At 64.5% G+C, this 13,812-nt stretch carries 22 protein-coding genes; 4 read left to right on the top strand and 18 right to left on the bottom strand.

Annotated elements, in window-relative coordinates; genetic code table 11:
* Positions 1-64 precede the first annotated feature (64 nt).
* Genes AC0L2Z_RS11995 through AC0L2Z_RS11965 form a run of 7 tightly spaced genes read right to left on the bottom strand, consistent with a single transcriptional unit; the run spans position 65 to position 6,684 of the window.
* Positions 65-1,129, bottom strand: coding sequence for an ABC transporter ATP-binding protein (locus AC0L2Z_RS11995; RefSeq protein WP_473628110.1), 1,065 nt, complete (start codon positions 1,127-1,129; stop codon positions 65-67).
* Complete coding sequence (locus AC0L2Z_RS11990) at positions 1,129-1,917, bottom strand: ABC transporter permease (RefSeq protein WP_023798617.1); 789 nt, start codon at positions 1,915-1,917, stop codon at positions 1,129-1,131. Before AC0L2Z_RS11990 ends, AC0L2Z_RS11995 begins: the two co-directional genes overlap by 1 nt.
* The gene (locus tag AC0L2Z_RS11985; protein ID WP_023798616.1) at positions 1,917-2,786 is read right to left on the bottom strand and encodes an ABC transporter permease; all 870 of its coding nucleotides are present in this window, start codon (positions 2,784-2,786) and stop codon (positions 1,917-1,919) included. The genes AC0L2Z_RS11990 and AC0L2Z_RS11985 overlap by 1 nt, the downstream gene beginning before the upstream one ends.
* A gap of 40 nt (positions 2,787-2,826) precedes the next feature.
* The gene (locus AC0L2Z_RS11980; protein WP_473628108.1) at positions 2,827-3,882 is read right to left on the bottom strand and encodes an ABC transporter substrate-binding protein; all 1,056 of its coding nucleotides are present in this window, start codon (positions 3,880-3,882) and stop codon (positions 2,827-2,829) included.
* Between the two features lie 53 nt (positions 3,883-3,935).
* Complete coding sequence (locus tag AC0L2Z_RS11975) at positions 3,936-4,904, bottom strand: PfkB family carbohydrate kinase (protein ID WP_473628143.1); 969 nt, start codon at positions 4,902-4,904, stop codon at positions 3,936-3,938.
* Positions 4,905-4,921: 17 nt separating this feature from the next.
* Positions 4,922-5,956 (bottom strand): ADP-ribosylglycohydrolase family protein, encoded by a 1,035-nt coding sequence (locus tag AC0L2Z_RS11970; RefSeq protein ID WP_473628106.1) that lies wholly within the window; start codon positions 5,954-5,956, stop codon positions 4,922-4,924.
* A gap of 2 nt (positions 5,957-5,958) precedes the next feature.
* Positions 5,959-6,684 carry a GntR family transcriptional regulator gene (locus AC0L2Z_RS11965; protein ID WP_473628141.1) on the bottom strand — a complete coding sequence of 242 codons (726 nt, stop codon included), beginning with the start codon at positions 6,682-6,684 and terminating at the stop codon, positions 5,959-5,961.
* A gap of 277 nt (positions 6,685-6,961) precedes the next feature.
* On the opposite strand from AC0L2Z_RS11965, the gene AC0L2Z_RS11960 reads away from it, so the two are divergent.
* Positions 6,962-7,300: a hypothetical protein gene (locus AC0L2Z_RS11960; RefSeq protein WP_473628105.1), complete on the top strand. Its 339-nt coding sequence runs from the start codon at positions 6,962-6,964 to the stop codon at positions 7,298-7,300.
* A 276-nt stretch (positions 7,301-7,576) separates the two neighbouring features.
* Here the strand turns inward: AC0L2Z_RS11960 and AC0L2Z_RS11955 are convergent, their stop codons facing one another.
* The 11 genes from AC0L2Z_RS11955 to AC0L2Z_RS11905 all read right to left on the bottom strand — a co-directional run bounded on the left by AC0L2Z_RS11955 (position 7,577) and on the right by AC0L2Z_RS11905 (position 12,716).
* Positions 7,577-7,810, bottom strand: a complete 234-nt coding sequence (locus tag AC0L2Z_RS11955; RefSeq protein WP_473628103.1) for a DUF2934 domain-containing protein — start codon at positions 7,808-7,810, stop codon at positions 7,577-7,579.
* 37 nt (positions 7,811-7,847) lie between these two features.
* On the bottom strand, positions 7,848-8,147 hold the full coding sequence (locus AC0L2Z_RS11950; protein WP_287346591.1) for a hypothetical protein: 300 nt from the start codon (positions 8,145-8,147) through the stop codon (positions 7,848-7,850).
* Between the two features lie 104 nt (positions 8,148-8,251).
* Positions 8,252-8,551: a DUF1236 domain-containing protein gene (locus AC0L2Z_RS11945; protein ID WP_473628101.1), complete on the bottom strand. Its 300-nt coding sequence runs from the start codon at positions 8,549-8,551 to the stop codon at positions 8,252-8,254.
* Positions 8,552-8,866: 315 nt separating this feature from the next.
* Positions 8,867-9,184 (bottom strand): hypothetical protein, encoded by a 318-nt coding sequence (locus AC0L2Z_RS11940; RefSeq protein ID WP_473628099.1) that lies wholly within the window; start codon positions 9,182-9,184, stop codon positions 8,867-8,869.
* A 609-nt stretch (positions 9,185-9,793) separates the two neighbouring features.
* Complete coding sequence (locus AC0L2Z_RS11935; protein ID WP_023798605.1) at positions 9,794-10,087, bottom strand: hypothetical protein; 294 nt, start codon at positions 10,085-10,087, stop codon at positions 9,794-9,796.
* A gap of 269 nt (positions 10,088-10,356) precedes the next feature.
* The gene (locus AC0L2Z_RS11930; protein ID WP_473628097.1) at positions 10,357-10,647 is read right to left on the bottom strand and encodes a hypothetical protein; all 291 of its coding nucleotides are present in this window, start codon (positions 10,645-10,647) and stop codon (positions 10,357-10,359) included.
* A gap of 241 nt (positions 10,648-10,888) precedes the next feature.
* Entirely contained in the window at positions 10,889-11,230 is a 342-nt protein-coding gene (locus tag AC0L2Z_RS11925) for a hypothetical protein (protein ID WP_473628096.1), read from the bottom strand.
* Complete coding sequence (locus AC0L2Z_RS11920) at positions 11,209-11,445, bottom strand: hypothetical protein (RefSeq protein WP_473628094.1); 237 nt, start codon at positions 11,443-11,445, stop codon at positions 11,209-11,211. The genes AC0L2Z_RS11925 and AC0L2Z_RS11920 overlap by 22 nt, the downstream gene beginning before the upstream one ends.
* Positions 11,430-11,690, bottom strand: coding sequence for a hypothetical protein (locus AC0L2Z_RS11915; protein ID WP_473628092.1), 261 nt, complete (start codon positions 11,688-11,690; stop codon positions 11,430-11,432). The genes AC0L2Z_RS11920 and AC0L2Z_RS11915 overlap by 16 nt, the downstream gene beginning before the upstream one ends.
* Before the next feature lies 1 nt (position 11,691).
* Entirely contained in the window at positions 11,692-11,910 is a 219-nt protein-coding gene (locus AC0L2Z_RS11910) for a hypothetical protein (RefSeq protein WP_023798600.1), read from the bottom strand.
* Positions 11,907-12,716, bottom strand: coding sequence for an N-acetylmuramidase family protein (locus AC0L2Z_RS11905; RefSeq protein WP_473628091.1), 810 nt, complete (start codon positions 12,714-12,716; stop codon positions 11,907-11,909). The genes AC0L2Z_RS11910 and AC0L2Z_RS11905 overlap by 4 nt, the downstream gene beginning before the upstream one ends.
* Before the next feature lie 157 nt (positions 12,717-12,873).
* Between AC0L2Z_RS11905 and AC0L2Z_RS11900 the strand changes: the two genes are divergently transcribed.
* The 3 genes from AC0L2Z_RS11900 (at position 12,874) to AC0L2Z_RS11890 (ending at position 13,778) form a co-directional block, all read left to right on the top strand.
* Entirely contained in the window at positions 12,874-13,053 is a 180-nt protein-coding gene (locus AC0L2Z_RS11900; protein ID WP_091599061.1) for a hypothetical protein, read from the top strand.
* Positions 13,054-13,174: 121 nt separating this feature from the next.
* Positions 13,175-13,357 (top strand): hypothetical protein, encoded by a 183-nt coding sequence (locus tag AC0L2Z_RS11895; RefSeq protein ID WP_023798597.1) that lies wholly within the window; start codon positions 13,175-13,177, stop codon positions 13,355-13,357.
* A gap of 259 nt (positions 13,358-13,616) precedes the next feature.
* Positions 13,617-13,778 (top strand): hypothetical protein, encoded by a 162-nt coding sequence (locus AC0L2Z_RS11890; protein WP_473628089.1) that lies wholly within the window; start codon positions 13,617-13,619, stop codon positions 13,776-13,778.
* The last annotated feature ends 34 nt before the right edge of the window (positions 13,779-13,812 follow it).

The following is a 13,812-nucleotide window of genomic DNA, read 5'->3' as shown; positions in this document are numbered from 1 at the left end:
GGTGTTCCGCTTTCCCGCACTATGCCCGACCATGCTCTCACTGATTGCGGCCCGCCTGGCAAGATCAGTTTGCCGCGATCAGCACCGTGCTCTCCGGCGACCAGCGCAGCACCACTTTTTGCCCCTCCGCCAACCTTTCAACGCCGGTGTTCTGCACGATGACCTTGAGCGTTTGCCCGTCGCGATCGACGAAATAGGTGCTGTTGTTGCCGGCGAAGATGCGCTTGGATACCTGGCCGCGGAGCATATTGGCGTTCGGATCGGACGTCCCCGAATCGGTGGCGATGCGGATGCGTTCGGGCCGCACCGCGCAGCTGGCCTTGGCGCCGGCGGCAAGCGTCGCGCCTGCCCCGGCGGCAATCGCCGTGCCGTCCTGCAGCCGGATGCCGGCGCCGGTGCTCTCGCCGCGAAAAATGTTGGCGTCGCCGAGGAAGGTGGCGGCGAACTCGCTCTTCGGCCTGTCGTAGATCTCCTCGGGCGGCCCCTCCTGCACCAGCCTGCCGTCACGCAGGATGCCGATGCGGTCGCTCATCGTCAGCGCTTCTTCCTGGTCGTGGGTGACGAAGATGGTGGTGATGCCGATCTCGCGCTGGATGCGCTTCAGCTCGGTCTGCATGTCGACGCGCAGCGCCTTGTCGAGCGCCCCCAGCGGCTCGTCGAGCAGAAGCACGCGCGGCTTGGTGACGATGGCGCGGGCCAGTGCGACGCGCTGGCGCTGGCCGCCCGACAGCTGGTGTGGGCGGCGGCCGCCGAGCTTGCCGAGCTGCACCAGGTCGAGCGCGCGCTGCACCTCGCTGGCTATCGTTGCCTTGGCTTGCCCGCGCACCGACAGGCCGAAGGCGACATTGTCGGCGACGCTCATATTGGGAAACAGCGCATAGTTCTGGAACACCATGCCGATGCGCCGCTTCTCGACCGGCACCCGCTCGACGCTCTCGCCGCCGATGGCGATGCGGCCGGAGTCGGGGAAATCGAAGCCGGCGATCTGGCGCAGGAGCGTGGTCTTGCCGCTGCCCGACGGCCCGAGCAGCGCGTAGAAACCGCCGTCGGCGAAATCGATCGAGACATCGTCCAGCGCCTTGTGCGCGCCAAAACTGCGCGACAAATTCGCTACCTGCACGCCGGCCATTATTTCTCTCCGCCGAATTTGAAGAATTTTGCCGTGAGCAGCATCAGCGCCATCGAGACGACGATGATGATCGTCGAGACGGCATTGATCTCCGGCGTGAAACCCTTGCGGATCGCGGCGTAGATCTCGACCGGCAAGGTCGTCTGGCCCGGCGTCGACAGGAAGTACGAGACCACGAACTGGTCGAACGACACGGCGAAGGCGAACAGCCCGCCGGCGATGACGCCCGGCATGATCCAGGGCAGCGTGACCCGCGAAGTCACCTGCCACTGGTTGGCGCCGAGCGATCGCGCCGCCTCTTCCAGCTCCGGCGCAAAGGTCTGCAGCCGGGCTGAGACGACGACGATGACATAGGGCAGCGCCAGCGCCACATGGCCGAGCAGGATCGCGAACAGCCCACGGCCGATGCCGACGCCGAAGAAGAAGATCAGCATCGCCGTGCCGGTGATCAGCCACGGAATGGCGATCGGTGGAAACAGCAGCGCTTGCAGGACTTTCTTGCCGCGAAATTCATGGCGATAGAGCGCCAGCGATGCCGCCGAGCCGAGCACCGTGGAGATGATGGTGGTGATGATGGCGATCTCCACGCTGTTCCAGGTGGCCGAGATCAGCTGGTCGTTCTGCCACAACGACGCGTACCACTCGGTCGTCCATTCGAACGGCAACTGGTAGAAGGGCGAGACGTTGAACGACATCAGCGCCATGATGATGATCGGGAGGTAGAGAAAGGCGAGCAGCAGCCAGATGTAGAGGCGCCCACACCATTCCAGGATACGCGTCGTCGCCATCACGCGGCCCTCTTCAACACCGGCGACGCCAATGCCAGGATGACCAGCACGACGGCCAGCAGGATAAAGGACAGCGCCGCACCCAGCGGCCAGTTGAACACGGCGACGAACTGGTCCTCGATGACCGTGCCGTAGAAAGTGCCGGTGCGGCCACCGAGAATACGCGGTTCCATGAAGGAGCCGACGACGGGAACGAAGATCAGCGCCGCACCGGCGACCAGCCCCGGCATCGACAGCGGAATGATCACCCGTTTCAGCATTTGCAGCCGCGAGGCGCCGAGCGAGCGCCCTGCCTCGATCAGCGAATCGTCGATGGCCTGCAGCGTCAGGTAACAGGTCAGCACTATGTAGGGCACGTAGGAGTGGACCAGGCCGATGATGACGGCCGGATAGGAATACATCAGGTCGATGTTGATCTTGAACGGCAGCACGGCGTTGAGTGCGGTGTCGAGAATGCCGCCCTCGCGCAGCACCATCGCCCAGGAGAAGATGCGCACCAGGCCGTTCGACCAGAACGGCAGGATGACGAGCAGGAAGATCGCCTCGCGGCTGCGTCCCCTAAACACCTTGGCCAGCACATAGGCCGCGGGATAGCCGATGACGACGCACCACAGCGTCACCTCGAGCCCGAGCCTGAGCGAGGCCAGCAGCAGCGTCCGGTAGAGGCCTTGCGCAAAGAAGGTGGCATAATTGTCCAGCGTGAACGACCACGCCTTTCCCGACAGCGGCAGCTCGGTCATGAAGGAGAAAAACACCATGGCCGACAGCGGCAAGAAGATCGCCACCGTCAGCCAGAGATAGGCCGGCACAAGCAGCGGCAAAGCCGATCGCAATCCGCTCCTCGAACCGGTTGCGACCTGTCCAGCCATATGTTCCTCCCGAAAGCTTGCCGTTACTTCACCCCGCCCGTTACTTCACATTGACCTTCAGCTCCTGCCACAGCGCCAGATAAGCCTCGCGCTGCGCGTCGCTGATCGGCGCCTGGAACTGGATGCGCTTGGCGACGTCGGGGTCGCCCATCACCTTGCGGTTGAAGGCGTCTTCGGGAAGGGCGGCGACCGCCTTGGCATTGGCCGACACCGGCGCGCCGACCTTGGTGACCCATTCGACGTAGAATTTCGGGTCTATCATGTAGTTGATGAAGGCCTCGGCGCCGGCGACGTTTTTGGAACCGACCGGGATGGAGAAGGCGTCGAGCCAGGCGACGGCGCCTTCCCTGGGGATGACCAGCGAGACCGGCAGCTTGAAATGCGTCTTGGCGCGGTCGGCCGAGCCGCTCCAATAAGTGCCGATGTCGATCTGATTGGAGGCGACCATCTGGTTCCAGTCGTTTTCCGAGCTCCAGAACGTCTCGATCTGCGGCATCAGCGAGGCCAGCTTCGCCTTGACCGCCTCCATATCCTTGATGTCGTTGATGTTCTGGCCGGTGGCGATGGCGCCGAACTGGACCGCCTCGACCGCGTCATCGCGGATGGTGACGCGGCCCTTATGCGCCTCGTTCCACATCTCGGCGATGCTGGTCGGCGGCGTCTCGAAGGCTTTCTCGTTGATGGCGAGCGCGGTCAAGCCCCACACCCATGGCACGCCATAGACCTTGCCATCGCGGGCGAGCATCAGCGAGCCTGCCTTGTCCGCGCTGATGTCGGCATAGTTGGGGATTTTCGAGACGTCGATCGGCTGGATCAGCTTTTCCGCCATCGCCTGGTCGTTGAAGGCGGCGTTGATCATGACGACGTCGTAGAGGCCGGGATTGGTCCTCAGCTTGGTCAGCATTTCCTGTTCGGAATTGAAAAAATCGTTGACGACCTTGTTGCCGGTCGCCTTCTCGAAAGCGGCGATTGCCCAGGGCTCGTCGGCGCCGTAGCCCTTCCAGTTGAGCACATGCACCTCGTCGGCGCTGGCGACCAGTGCGGAAGCGAAGACGGCGGTTGCCGTCAGAAAAGCAGTCAGTTTGGGCATGCGCATGTTCGTTCCTCTCATTGTTTGCCCGGTTGGGGCTTGTTGCGTCATTTAGGCTGTCATAAATGGGCCTTTTGCTTCCGGCCGTGCACGGATCGATCGTCATGGCTGAGGAATGTCTGGATCTCCTCGTCGGTCGGCGCCGACGATCCGCCATGGCGGGTGACCGAGAGCGCCGCCGCCGCATTGGCGTAACTTGCCGCTTCGAAGGGCGGCACGCCGCGCGACAGCGCGCTGACGAAGGCGCCGATATGGGTGTCGCCGGCGCCGTTGGTATCGACGGCGGCGACCTTGAAACCGGGCACGGCCTGCGCGGTGCCGTCAGCCAGTCGCACGAAGCAGCCTTCCGCCCCGGCGCGGATGATGACCGCCTCGGCGGTCGGGCAGTGATTGGAAAGAAGCCGGGCGGCAATGGCCTCGACAGCGCCGGGGCCGACGATCTCGCCCGCTTCCGTTGTGTTGCAGCTCAGCCAGTTCGTGCGCGCCAGCACCCGGTCGAGAATAGCGCGCGGAATCTCCGATATGACAGGCGTCGGATCGAAGACGAAGGGAATTTCCGCCGGCAGCGCCTCGATCCAGTCGGCCAGCGCGTCGCGGCTCCCGACATAGCTCAGCGTATAGCCGGAGGCGAACACCCAATCATCAGGCGCAACCCGGACGGCCGCCATCATGCCGAGGCTGAGCACGCTCTCGGCGCCAGGCCATGACACGAAGGTGCGCTCGGCGTCGCCGCTGATCATGGCGACGCAATTGCCGCTGTCCATCAAAGGCCATGGGTGCGTCAGCGTTGCGATGCCCTCGGCGGCAAAAGCGGCACGCAGGAAATCGCCATTCGGTCCGCTGCCGAGCTGGCCGCCGAAGACGACCTTCATGCCGGTGCGACTGGCCGCAACCATCATGTTGAAGCCGCCGCCGGCGACCTGGGCAAAGCTCGATGCGGTCTTTTCGGTGCCGGGCGCCGGCAAGGCGTCGATGCGGTAGACATAGTCGACCACCGCGCTGCCGACATGGACGAGACGCCCGCTCATGTCAGGCTGAGCTCCGCTCATGCCGCCGCATCCTTGGCCGCGCTGCTTTTCGCCATCCGCGCCGCGACCAGGTCGGCGGCGAGCGCGTGCACCTGCGCCATGTCGAGGCCTCTGAGCCGGGCGATGTATTCCCTTGGCAATCGGCAAAAGCCGACGCAGGCGCCTGCCATGCCGGCGGCGATGGCGCCGATCGTGTCGGTGTCGCCGCCGAGATTGGCGCTGATGACGGCCGCCCGCCAGGGATCGCCGCCGGCGATTTCCAGCACGGCGAAGGCCGCCGGAACCGATTCCTGGCTGGCGACGCCGGTGCCGACCAGGTCGACGATCAGCCGGATGCCGGCGGAGACGGCCTTGCCGCGAACCAGGCCCCTCGCCCAGTCGATGCGCGCGGCGATATCGCCGCCGCTGGTCCAGTGACCGTGTTCTGCGCCCTGCCTGGCCGCCACGACCGCGCGATCCAAGGCGGCGCGCCAATCGCCGCCGGCAACGCCACAGCTGACGGCGGCGGCAACGGCAGCCGCCGCGGCAATGGCGATCGAGGTGTTGTGCGTGGCGCGGCAGGTTTCCGCAACCTTGGCGACTAGCGCGCCGAGCGGCTCCGGCGGCATCATGATGCCGACCGGCGCGATGCGCATCGCCGCGCCATTGGTGTCGCCGCTGCGCCCTGCCTCCTCGGCCGGCACGCCGTCATTGATGGCGTCGATGGCGCGCTTGGTCGAAGGTCCGAGCAGATCGTAGCTGCCGCGCGCCTTGACCTCGCGCTCCCAGTCGAGCAGCGCCTTGACCCAGCGCGTGTGGTCGAAGCCGTCGCCTGAAGCGACCAGGATGCGGCCGAGCAGCAGCGCCTGTTCGGTGTCGTCGGTGACGGTGCCGGCGGACAGGCCCTTCGACACCGGATGGTCGGCGGCGGGCGCGACGAAACCCTCGACAGGACCGTAGAGCTCGACGATGCGGGCCGGCGACAAAAGCTGCGTCGGCATGCCGAGCGCATCGCCCAGCGCCCCGCCGACAAGCGCACCCATCGCCCGGTCGATCGCCGCGGCCATCTCCATGCTCAGAACTCCAGGTGAAGCGCGAAATGCGCCGGATTGAGCAGGCTGGTGACATATTCGATGGCGCGGCCGTCGGCGGCGCGCGTCAGGCGCCGCGTGCGCAGGAACGGCGCGTCCGGCGCGCAGTCGAGAATGGCCGCGTCCTCGGCGCTCAGCATCTCGATATCGACCCACTCCTCGCCGTGATCGGGGACAAGCCCCGCCGCGCGCAGCGTCTGGTGCAGCGAGCCCTCGCGCAGGCCGCGCAGCGGCACGTCCTCCAGTTCGGGCGACAGCGGCAGGCGGCTGCGCTCGATCGAGATGGCGTGGCCGTCATCGGCGTTTGAGCGCACCCGGTCGACGGCGATGAAGAACGGGCTTTCGACGCCGAGTGTGGCGGCGAGCTCGGTATCCTGCATGACTTCGAGCCTGAGCGTGCGCGTCTCGGCATTGGCGCCGGCATTGGCCAGCGCCCGCGACCAGCCGACGGCGTCGTCGACCGGCAGGCCGTCGAAGGTGACGAACGAGCCGATGCCGACCTTGGTGGTGATCAGCCCGCGGCTCGACAGTTCCTCGAGACCCTTGCGGATGGTGTTGCGGCTGACGGAGAAGCGCTGGACAAGCTCGTTCTCGCTCTGCAGGCGGTCGCCGAAGCCGAGCACGCCGGAGCGAATCTCGTGCTCGAGGACGGTGGCGATCCGTTCCGGCTTGCCGGTTCCGGGAGACGACAGGGTCGTGCGACGCGCCATGGAATACCTGTTCAGTAAACCTGTATAATCCTGTTCAATAACGGGATAGGCAAGCCATGTCAACGGCTCGCGGCCGGCACGTTTTTGGGTTCCCGGCATGCCGGGCAAGATTGCCCTGCTGATCACGACGGCCCCTCCCGATCACGACGGCCCCTCCTGGTCACGACGGTTGGTCGCAGGCTGCAATTTTATGGGAACCTCCACCACCCCCGAGCGGTTTTTTCTGTAGTAGCGATGCGGCGACGACCGAAAAAATGGAGACAAATGGAGGCAAATCATGCTTACGAAGTTACTCGCGGCGTCCGTGCTCGGCGCTGGTCTGGCCACGTCTGCGATGGCCCAGAGCACAGCCGACCCAGCCGACACAGAGGCTGGCATGGCTCCCGGCAGCGGCAGGAGCGTCGTCATCGACCCGGCCCCGGTCGATCCGACCCTGGCTGAGCCGGATACGGTCGATACCGGGATTACCGGCAGCATCATTGCCGGCCCCGACGGCACGAATTCCAATGCCGATCGGAACTGCCCGCCAAGCCCGCAGGGCGCCATGCCTGATGCCACGCACAAGGCTCCCGGCACGGTTTCACCCACCGTCAACGACAGGCACTGCGGCCAGTAGCCGAGATCGATTTCGGGACCAGCGCTTCGGCCGCGGGACAGTGCTTCGTCCCGCGGCCGAAGCGTTATGTGCGAAACCTTTGATGGCAGAGCGAGGCGCGCCCCTCTGTCCTGCCGGACATCTCCCCCACGTGGGGGAGATTGGCTGTCATCACTGATTTCGCCCATCACAAAAGTCGCAAGAAGAGTGCCGTCGTCGAAGCTGCCAATCTCCCCCACGTGGGGGAGATGTCCGGCGGCAGAGGGGGGCGCCGTAGAGCACTACATCAGATGGCGGCTAGCACTTGCGCGGCCGGGCAGTCTTTGAACTGGTCACCTTGCCGGCCGCCGGCTCCTTCGGCCGAGCCGGCGCCTTTGGCCGAGCAGTCTTGGTTTTGGGTCCGCTTTCCTCACCGTCGATCTCGGCGGCGGCCTGGTTCCAGTGCTGCTGATGCGCGCCGTCGGGCCGGCCGGCCTGCTCCCAGATCGCGTGAGCCCGCCGGCGAATGCGTTCCTGCCTGTCGTCCGTCACTGTTGCCTCCTCGGCTCAAATCGGTGAGCGACAACTTCTAGCTGAATTTTCGACCGGCGTCTTGGGGGCTTCGGCCCAGATCGGGTCGGCCAGAGTCGGGTCGGCCTGAGTCTGGACGGCCTGAGTCTGGCCCGCCTAAATCGGACAGGACCACGACCCCGAGGAGTGCCGCCTTTTTGGTGATCAGCCCTGCCAGATCCGCGTCCGAGCGCTCCGTTCCGGTTTGCTCACGCACGGCTGCAATCAACGCCTTCATCGACAACAGGGCAGAGCCCCGTTCGGCAAGCAGCTTGTCGACGGATGCGGCCACATCGCGTGATTCGACATGCGGCAACATGGAAATGGCTCCTTCCGTCCCGCCACGAAGACGATCGACAGCCGGCTGCCTGCCGGCGAGCCGCCGCTCTTCCCGCGTCTTCCCGGGAGAGCGGCGGGTGAAGGTCAGTCGATGACCTGCACGATCCTGCGGGTGCCGGGATCGACCAGCACGGTGCGATCGTCGACGACTACGTATCTGTATTCGACGTCGGGAACCTCGTGAAGTTCAACCGTGTCGGGCAACGTGGAACCGACGTTGAGTTCCACGCCCAGGAGGCTGATCGACGCCAGCGGGTGCCTCTCCACATATTGGCGGACGACCGTCTGCTGCTCGGGCGTGATAATCACCTGGTCTGCGGTGGCGACGCCGACACCGGCCAGCAAAGTCAGCCCGGCGGCGGCAGGAACAAGGTGGATTTTCATCGTCTTCTCCTGTCTGGTTTGCGGGCTCTGCTGTCCACAGTCGGGACGACTCAGCCCAAAAGCCAACGTTTGACGAAACCGTCTTGTTCCGTGAGCGGCGACTAATTGATCGCCGCCTTGGCTGGCAGTGGCCCGCGATCTTGGTCGCCCAAGCGCGCGGGCCGATCGGTTTTGCCCGATCAGCAGCGATACCGGAGGGGGGGTGATATCGACTGCTTCGAGAAGAACATTTAGCGATAACTAATGTTCCGCCCTACGGTAAAAATCCCTGCCGGCGCCGGCACGTCAGGCGCGAAAACGGCAAATGCCCCCAATCTATGGTTTCGGCGGCTGCGCCGGGACCTCGCCGGGCTTGAGCACCGGTGTCCTGCCCTGGTCTGGCGGCGGTGCGGCCATGCCCTGATCGCCGGTCGGCGGCGGCAGCAGCACGCCGTTGCAGGGGTCAAGCGTGTCGGTCAGGCTGTTGCTGTCACCGTTGTTGACGGGCGGCTGCTGCTGACCGTTCTGCGGCTGCGCCTGGCAGTGGCCGGCAGGCGCCTGGTCTTGTGTCTCGTCATCCGTCTGGGCGGCAACCGGTGCCCCCAACGCCAGTGCCCCGAGCAGCGTGATTGGCAGGAATGCGAAAGATTTCATGTCGAACGCCTCCGCGCGAACGATCGCCTCCTTGCCAAAGCCGGTTGGCGGCGATTGGTTCCCGCCTGCAGCAAGCCGCCCGGCTCAATCGCGCCGGCGCGGCATGTTGGGGAATCGTTAATCAGCGATTGCTACTATAGCGGAATGACCAAGAACCTCGGAAACGCCGAAAGAAGTTCCCCAAGGGAGCCGGCAAGGAGCTCCGCTCTAAGCCGGCTGGCGCCAGCCTTGTTTCCCCTGGCAGTCGTCGCGCTTGGCTACCTGGTCGGCTGGCAGTTCTTCGGCTTCTAGAGCGTCGGCCCCGGTGCAGAGCCTTTGATGTCCGTGCTCCACGGCGCCCCCCTCTGTCCTGCCGGACATCTCCCCCTCAAGGGGGGAGATTGGCTGTGATCGGCGCCTTCACCAATCACCAACGTTGCAGGAATGAGTGCGGAGGCCGAAGCTGCTGATCTCCCCCCTTGAGGGGGAGATGCCCGGCAGGGCAGGGGGGGGTCGGTTCGACTGGGCGCGGCCTCTTCTCTTGCGGCAGTGGAGGATGGCTCTCGACGCGAGGCGACCCCCTCTGGCCTGCCCTCTTTACCAAAACTTGGAGATCAGCAGCTTCGGCCACTAGTCCGGGAAATCGAACACCGGTTCCTCGCATCGATGGACCCGGCATTGACCGTCAAGCGTCCTGACATAGGCGGCGACAGGCACTTCGGGCCAGTCGCATTCATTGCCGTATTGGCGGACATATCGATCATAGGTGTTGCGGCCGGTGGTCAGGACGATCGCGCGCCGGCTCTGGATCAGCTGCTGCGCCTCGTCGCATGTCATGGTGCGCGCATCCGGCCGGCCGTAAGCCATGCTTGTGGCGGCGAGCAGGATCCCTGCGGCTGTCGAGACGATTGGGCGAGCTGGCATGGTAGATCCTCTCAAGGGTCGTGCCCAACGCGCACCTTCGCCCGTGGTTCCGCAACCTTCGGCTTTTAGCGCATCGGCCCACCTTGGTGGTCGCACGAAGAGACGTCGCGGGAAGAGACCTTGGATCAGGCGTCGGCTGCTTCTAGCACCAATCTCCAACGCTGGCGATTAACCATACACTACTACACCTTCGTCATCCTGGGGCGAAGCAAGGAGCGAAGCGACGCGGCGCAGACCCTAGGTGTTTGATCCCGGACTTTAATAGCGCATCATCGCAATCCGAGAACCGGTTCCTCGCATCGATGGACCCGACATTGACCGTCAAGCGTCCTGATGTAGGAGGTGACGGGCGCTTCGGGCCAGTCGCATTCATTGCCGTATGGGCGGACATATCGATCATAGGTGTTGCGGCCGGTGGACAGGACGACGGCGCGCCGGCTCTGGATCAGCTGCTGCGTCTGTTCACATGTCATGGTGCGCGCATCCGGCCGGCCGTAAGCCATGCTTGTGGCGGCGAACAGGATCGCTGCGGCTGTCGAGACGATTGGGCGAGCTGGCATGGTAGATCCTCTCAAGGGTCGTGCCCAACGCGCACCTTTGCCCGTGGTTCCGCACCTTCACCCGGGTCTCCCGCAAGAGGCTGTTGCTGCGGCGCAATAATGCATGTCGCGCAAAAGCATGCCCTCGGGCCTGAACCGAGGGTGTGCAGCGGTTTTGCGATAACGACATGCATAAAACAACAACCTAAAGCGCGTCGCATGCGGCCGGTCAAACGCGACGCGCTTTAAGACAGCCGCGATCTCACTCCTCCTTCTCGGACTTGAACCGCCTGACCACCACTTCGAAGACGATGTCCGAGATCCACATCGCCGAGACGCCGATGAGGAACGCCGCGGCCAGCGTCGTGGTGTCGTCGTTGGCTGGAATCGCCAAGCCGGTGGCGCGGAAATAATGCACCACCGGCAAGGTCAGGTAGGCCGCCGCCAGCGCGCCGCAGATCGGCGACGCCACCATCTCGCGAACCTTGTAGCGGTGGCGCGACAGGGCTCGCAAAATCCCGCCGGAAAGGCCGGCGACCACCACCGGCGCCTTGATGCCGAGCGCGTCGAGAAGTTCCTGTATCATGGCTTCCACCCGCACCATCTGGCGCCCTTGCCGTTGTAGGCATTCATCTCGTCGAGCTCGGACCGCGTCATGGCGGCGACGACGACGGCGGACGCACGACGCGGCTGGTTGTGGTCGCACCAAACCTGGCGCGCCGGCGAAACCGGCGTTGCGCACCCGGCGAGCAGCAGGCCGCCAAACAGCGGGCACTTGGGCAGCAGGCACCCGAGCAGCAGCATCAGCGCTTTGACCATCGCATCGCCTCCCGCCGTGCGGCTTCGTCCGGCAGGTCGCGCGCCAGGCGTTCGGCATCGGTCGCCTCGCGGTCCATTTCGAGGCGCTCCTCGACGGCAACGAGTTTTTCTGCCGCTCGCCTGGCCGCATCCTTGTTGGCCCGACCGCCGGCGACAAACAGGCCGATGCCGCCGGCGAGCGCGGCAAAAAACGCCAAGATCGTCGTGTTGCCGGCGAGCGCGCCCAGCATGGAAAGTACCCACATCTCAATTGCCCTCCACGGCAGGCTGGTTTCTGACGAGGCCGGCGACGCCGTCGCGCACGACATTGATCAGGATCTTGAGCAGGGCCAGCACCCCGGTGATTTTTAGCGCCAGGGCGGCGTCGATGCCGAACAGCGTCCAGTCGAAGCCGACCAGACCGGTGAGCAGCAGGATCAGCACATTGATCAGATTGTGCGCGGCGTTGGTATTGAACCAGTTCATGGCTTTGCCTTTCGAAACCAGGAGGGGGCCTTTCGAAACAGGGAGAGGATTGCGGCGACCAACGGAGCCAGCACTGCGGCCCGTAATCCGGACAACGGTCCGGAAAACGGTCCGCGCCGCACTCCGGCTTTGCCCGGCTCTGCCTTGACGGGCGTGAAACCGTTCGGTTGCGGCGACTGCGGGATCGGAACCGGCGCCGGAGGGGGCGGCGTGTCCCTGATCCCGGACCATTTGCGGAATGCCTCGGCAAGCCGGATATCGTAGGCGTTCTTCGCATAGGATGCGCCATTGTAGCCCTTGGCGAAGCCGGCCCAGTCATGCTTGCGCAATTTGCCGTCGAGCCGGTTGGCGGCGATGAAATTGACCGCCGCCGCCAGCTGCAGCGCCTCGTCCGCCATCATGGCTTCGACCATGGCCTGCACGGTGGGGAAGCCGGCCGCCCTGAAATTCTCGCCGAGCACCTGGCCGAGCCCCCATGACGCCGATCTGAGCGCCGCCGTCTCGTCGATGGCGCAGGCGGCTTTCAGGCGCGGATAGCTGTCGCGGGGATAAGGCTTTTCGCCCCATTTGGCATAGGCAAGGCCGGCCGCTACCGCCCTTGCCCGAGCCGCGCCCGCCAGATTGCGGTAAAACACATGCGGCTCGAACAGGATGACCGGCCGGCCCTGGGCGTCGAAGCCATGCCCGCTGGTTTCGACATCGAGAAAGGCGTGGATCTCGTCTTCGCCGACGCCGATGCTGGCGCCAAGTCTTGGCAGATCGAGATCGTCGAGGCGCCTGGCGGCGCCCTTGAACGTCATATCCATGGTCTTGGTCCTTTCCCAGGTTGATGTTTGCAGGCGCCAGCTTGATGTTTGCAGGCGCCAGCTTGATGTTTGCAGGCGCCCGGTTGATGTTTGCAGGCGCCCGGTTGATCTTTGCAGGCGATTGTGTGAAATGGCCCCAAACTGTGGGGATTTGCCGATGTCGCAAGACGAAGGAACGGCGCGCTGGACGGTGAAGGCCGAGCTCTGCGCGGTCGGCCGCGACAAGCCGCTGCTTGTCGCGCTGGCGGTGATCCTGTGCCTCTATTGCGGGCTGATTGCCGGGCCGATCGTCTATGCGTTCCTGGCCTTCCAGGGCATGGCGAATTTCTTCAACTGACGGCGTTGACCAGTTGAGAACAGCTCGTTCCGTCTTGCCATCGGGATAGGAAACCGCTTAGCCGGAATAAACTGCTCCCATGAACCGTTCATACCCCATGGGAACAGGTGCGGGAGGGCGCGTGACAATCAGGATCAGGCTTCCGGGCGGGACACTGAAGATCAAGAAAAAGGACGAGCTGCGCCGCCGCGAGCAGAAGCGCCAAGTCCCGGTCTGGCGGCTTGGAGACTATTTCATCGTCTGGTGGCCGAGCAGCATTTCGGATCGTCCGTCCGGACGCCCGCCAAAGGGAGTGGGTGAATAGTGAATAGTGAAGAAGGTGCTCTCACTCTACTCACCACTCACCACTCACCACTCACCGCTCACCGCTCACTACTCACTACTACCATTCACCATTCACCATTCACCCGCCCGGACCGTTCTGGAACCGGTCCCGGAAAACAGCCGCAGAAAGAATCAACGATCAGCCCTTGACTCTTCCGCCACGGAAGCTCTCTAGGTCGCTGCATTGCACAACGGGGGTTGGGAGCAATGGCAGTGCGTATCAGATTGCCGGCGGCACCTTGAAGATGAAGGTGTATCGGGAGTTGCGCGAGCGTGAGCGCGCCCGCCGCATCCCGATTCTGAAGCTGGGCTCGCTGTATTTCAGCTGGTGGTCGAACCGGCCGCGTCCGTTGAACGACCAGCCCGACGACGATCCAAACCGATCTCAGGCAGCGCCTTGACGGCCCGAAAAAAGCCGTCCTCGGGCGGCTGCGC

The sequence above is a fragment of the Mesorhizobium sp. WSM4850 genome, assembly GCF_055811735.1.
Note: the sequence above shows the minus strand (reverse complement) of the source record. Positions and strands in the feature narration are given on the sequence as shown.

Bases quoted from the DNA above. Each gene is read 5' to 3' on its own strand.
- AC0L2Z_RS11995 (WP_473628110.1), bottom strand. From the start codon at position 1,129: ATGGCCGGCGTGCAGGTAGCGAATTTGTCGCGCAGTTTTGGCGCGCAC.
- AC0L2Z_RS11990 (WP_023798617.1), bottom strand. From the start codon at position 1,917: ATGGCGACGACGCGTATCCTGGAATGGTGTGGGCGCCTCTACATCTGG.
- AC0L2Z_RS11985 (WP_023798616.1), bottom strand. From the start codon at position 2,786: ATGGCTGGACAGGTCGCAACCGGTTCGAGGAGCGGATTGCGATCGGCT.
- AC0L2Z_RS11980 (WP_473628108.1), bottom strand. From the start codon at position 3,882: ATGCGCATGCCCAAACTGACTGCTTTTCTGACGGCAACCGCCGTCTTC.
- AC0L2Z_RS11975 (WP_473628143.1), bottom strand. From the start codon at position 4,904: ATGAGCGGGCGTCTCGTCCATGTCGGCAGCGCGGTGGTCGACTATGTC.
- AC0L2Z_RS11970 (WP_473628106.1), bottom strand. From the start codon at position 5,956: ATGGAGATGGCCGCGGCGATCGACCGGGCGATGGGTGCGCTTGTCGGC.
- AC0L2Z_RS11965 (WP_473628141.1), bottom strand. From the start codon at position 6,684: ATGGCGCGTCGCACGACCCTGTCGTCTCCCGGAACCGGCAAGCCGGAA.
- AC0L2Z_RS11960 (WP_473628105.1), top strand. From the start codon at position 6,962: ATGCTTACGAAGTTACTCGCGGCGTCCGTGCTCGGCGCTGGTCTGGCC.
- AC0L2Z_RS11950 (WP_287346591.1), bottom strand. From the start codon at position 8,147: ATGTTGCCGCATGTCGAATCACGCGATGTGGCCGCATCCGTCGACAAG.
- AC0L2Z_RS11945 (WP_473628101.1), bottom strand. From the start codon at position 8,551: ATGAAAATCCACCTTGTTCCTGCCGCCGCCGGGCTGACTTTGCTGGCC.
- AC0L2Z_RS11940 (WP_473628099.1), bottom strand. From the start codon at position 9,184: ATGAAATCTTTCGCATTCCTGCCAATCACGCTGCTCGGGGCACTGGCG.
- AC0L2Z_RS11935 (WP_023798605.1), bottom strand. From the start codon at position 10,087: ATGCCAGCTCGCCCAATCGTCTCGACAGCCGCAGGGATCCTGCTCGCC.
- AC0L2Z_RS11930 (WP_473628097.1), bottom strand. From the start codon at position 10,647: ATGCCAGCTCGCCCAATCGTCTCGACAGCCGCAGCGATCCTGTTCGCC.
- AC0L2Z_RS11925 (WP_473628096.1), bottom strand. From the start codon at position 11,230: ATGGTGCGGGTGGAAGCCATGATACAGGAACTTCTCGACGCGCTCGGC.
- AC0L2Z_RS11920 (WP_473628094.1), bottom strand. From the start codon at position 11,445: ATGGTCAAAGCGCTGATGCTGCTGCTCGGGTGCCTGCTGCCCAAGTGC.
- AC0L2Z_RS11915 (WP_473628092.1), bottom strand. From the start codon at position 11,690: ATGTGGGTACTTTCCATGCTGGGCGCGCTCGCCGGCAACACGACGATC.
- AC0L2Z_RS11910 (WP_023798600.1), bottom strand. From the start codon at position 11,910: ATGAACTGGTTCAATACCAACGCCGCGCACAATCTGATCAATGTGCTG.
- AC0L2Z_RS11905 (WP_473628091.1), bottom strand. From the start codon at position 12,716: ATGGATATGACGTTCAAGGGCGCCGCCAGGCGCCTCGACGATCTCGAT.
- AC0L2Z_RS11900 (WP_091599061.1), top strand. From the start codon at position 12,874: ATGTCGCAAGACGAAGGAACGGCGCGCTGGACGGTGAAGGCCGAGCTC.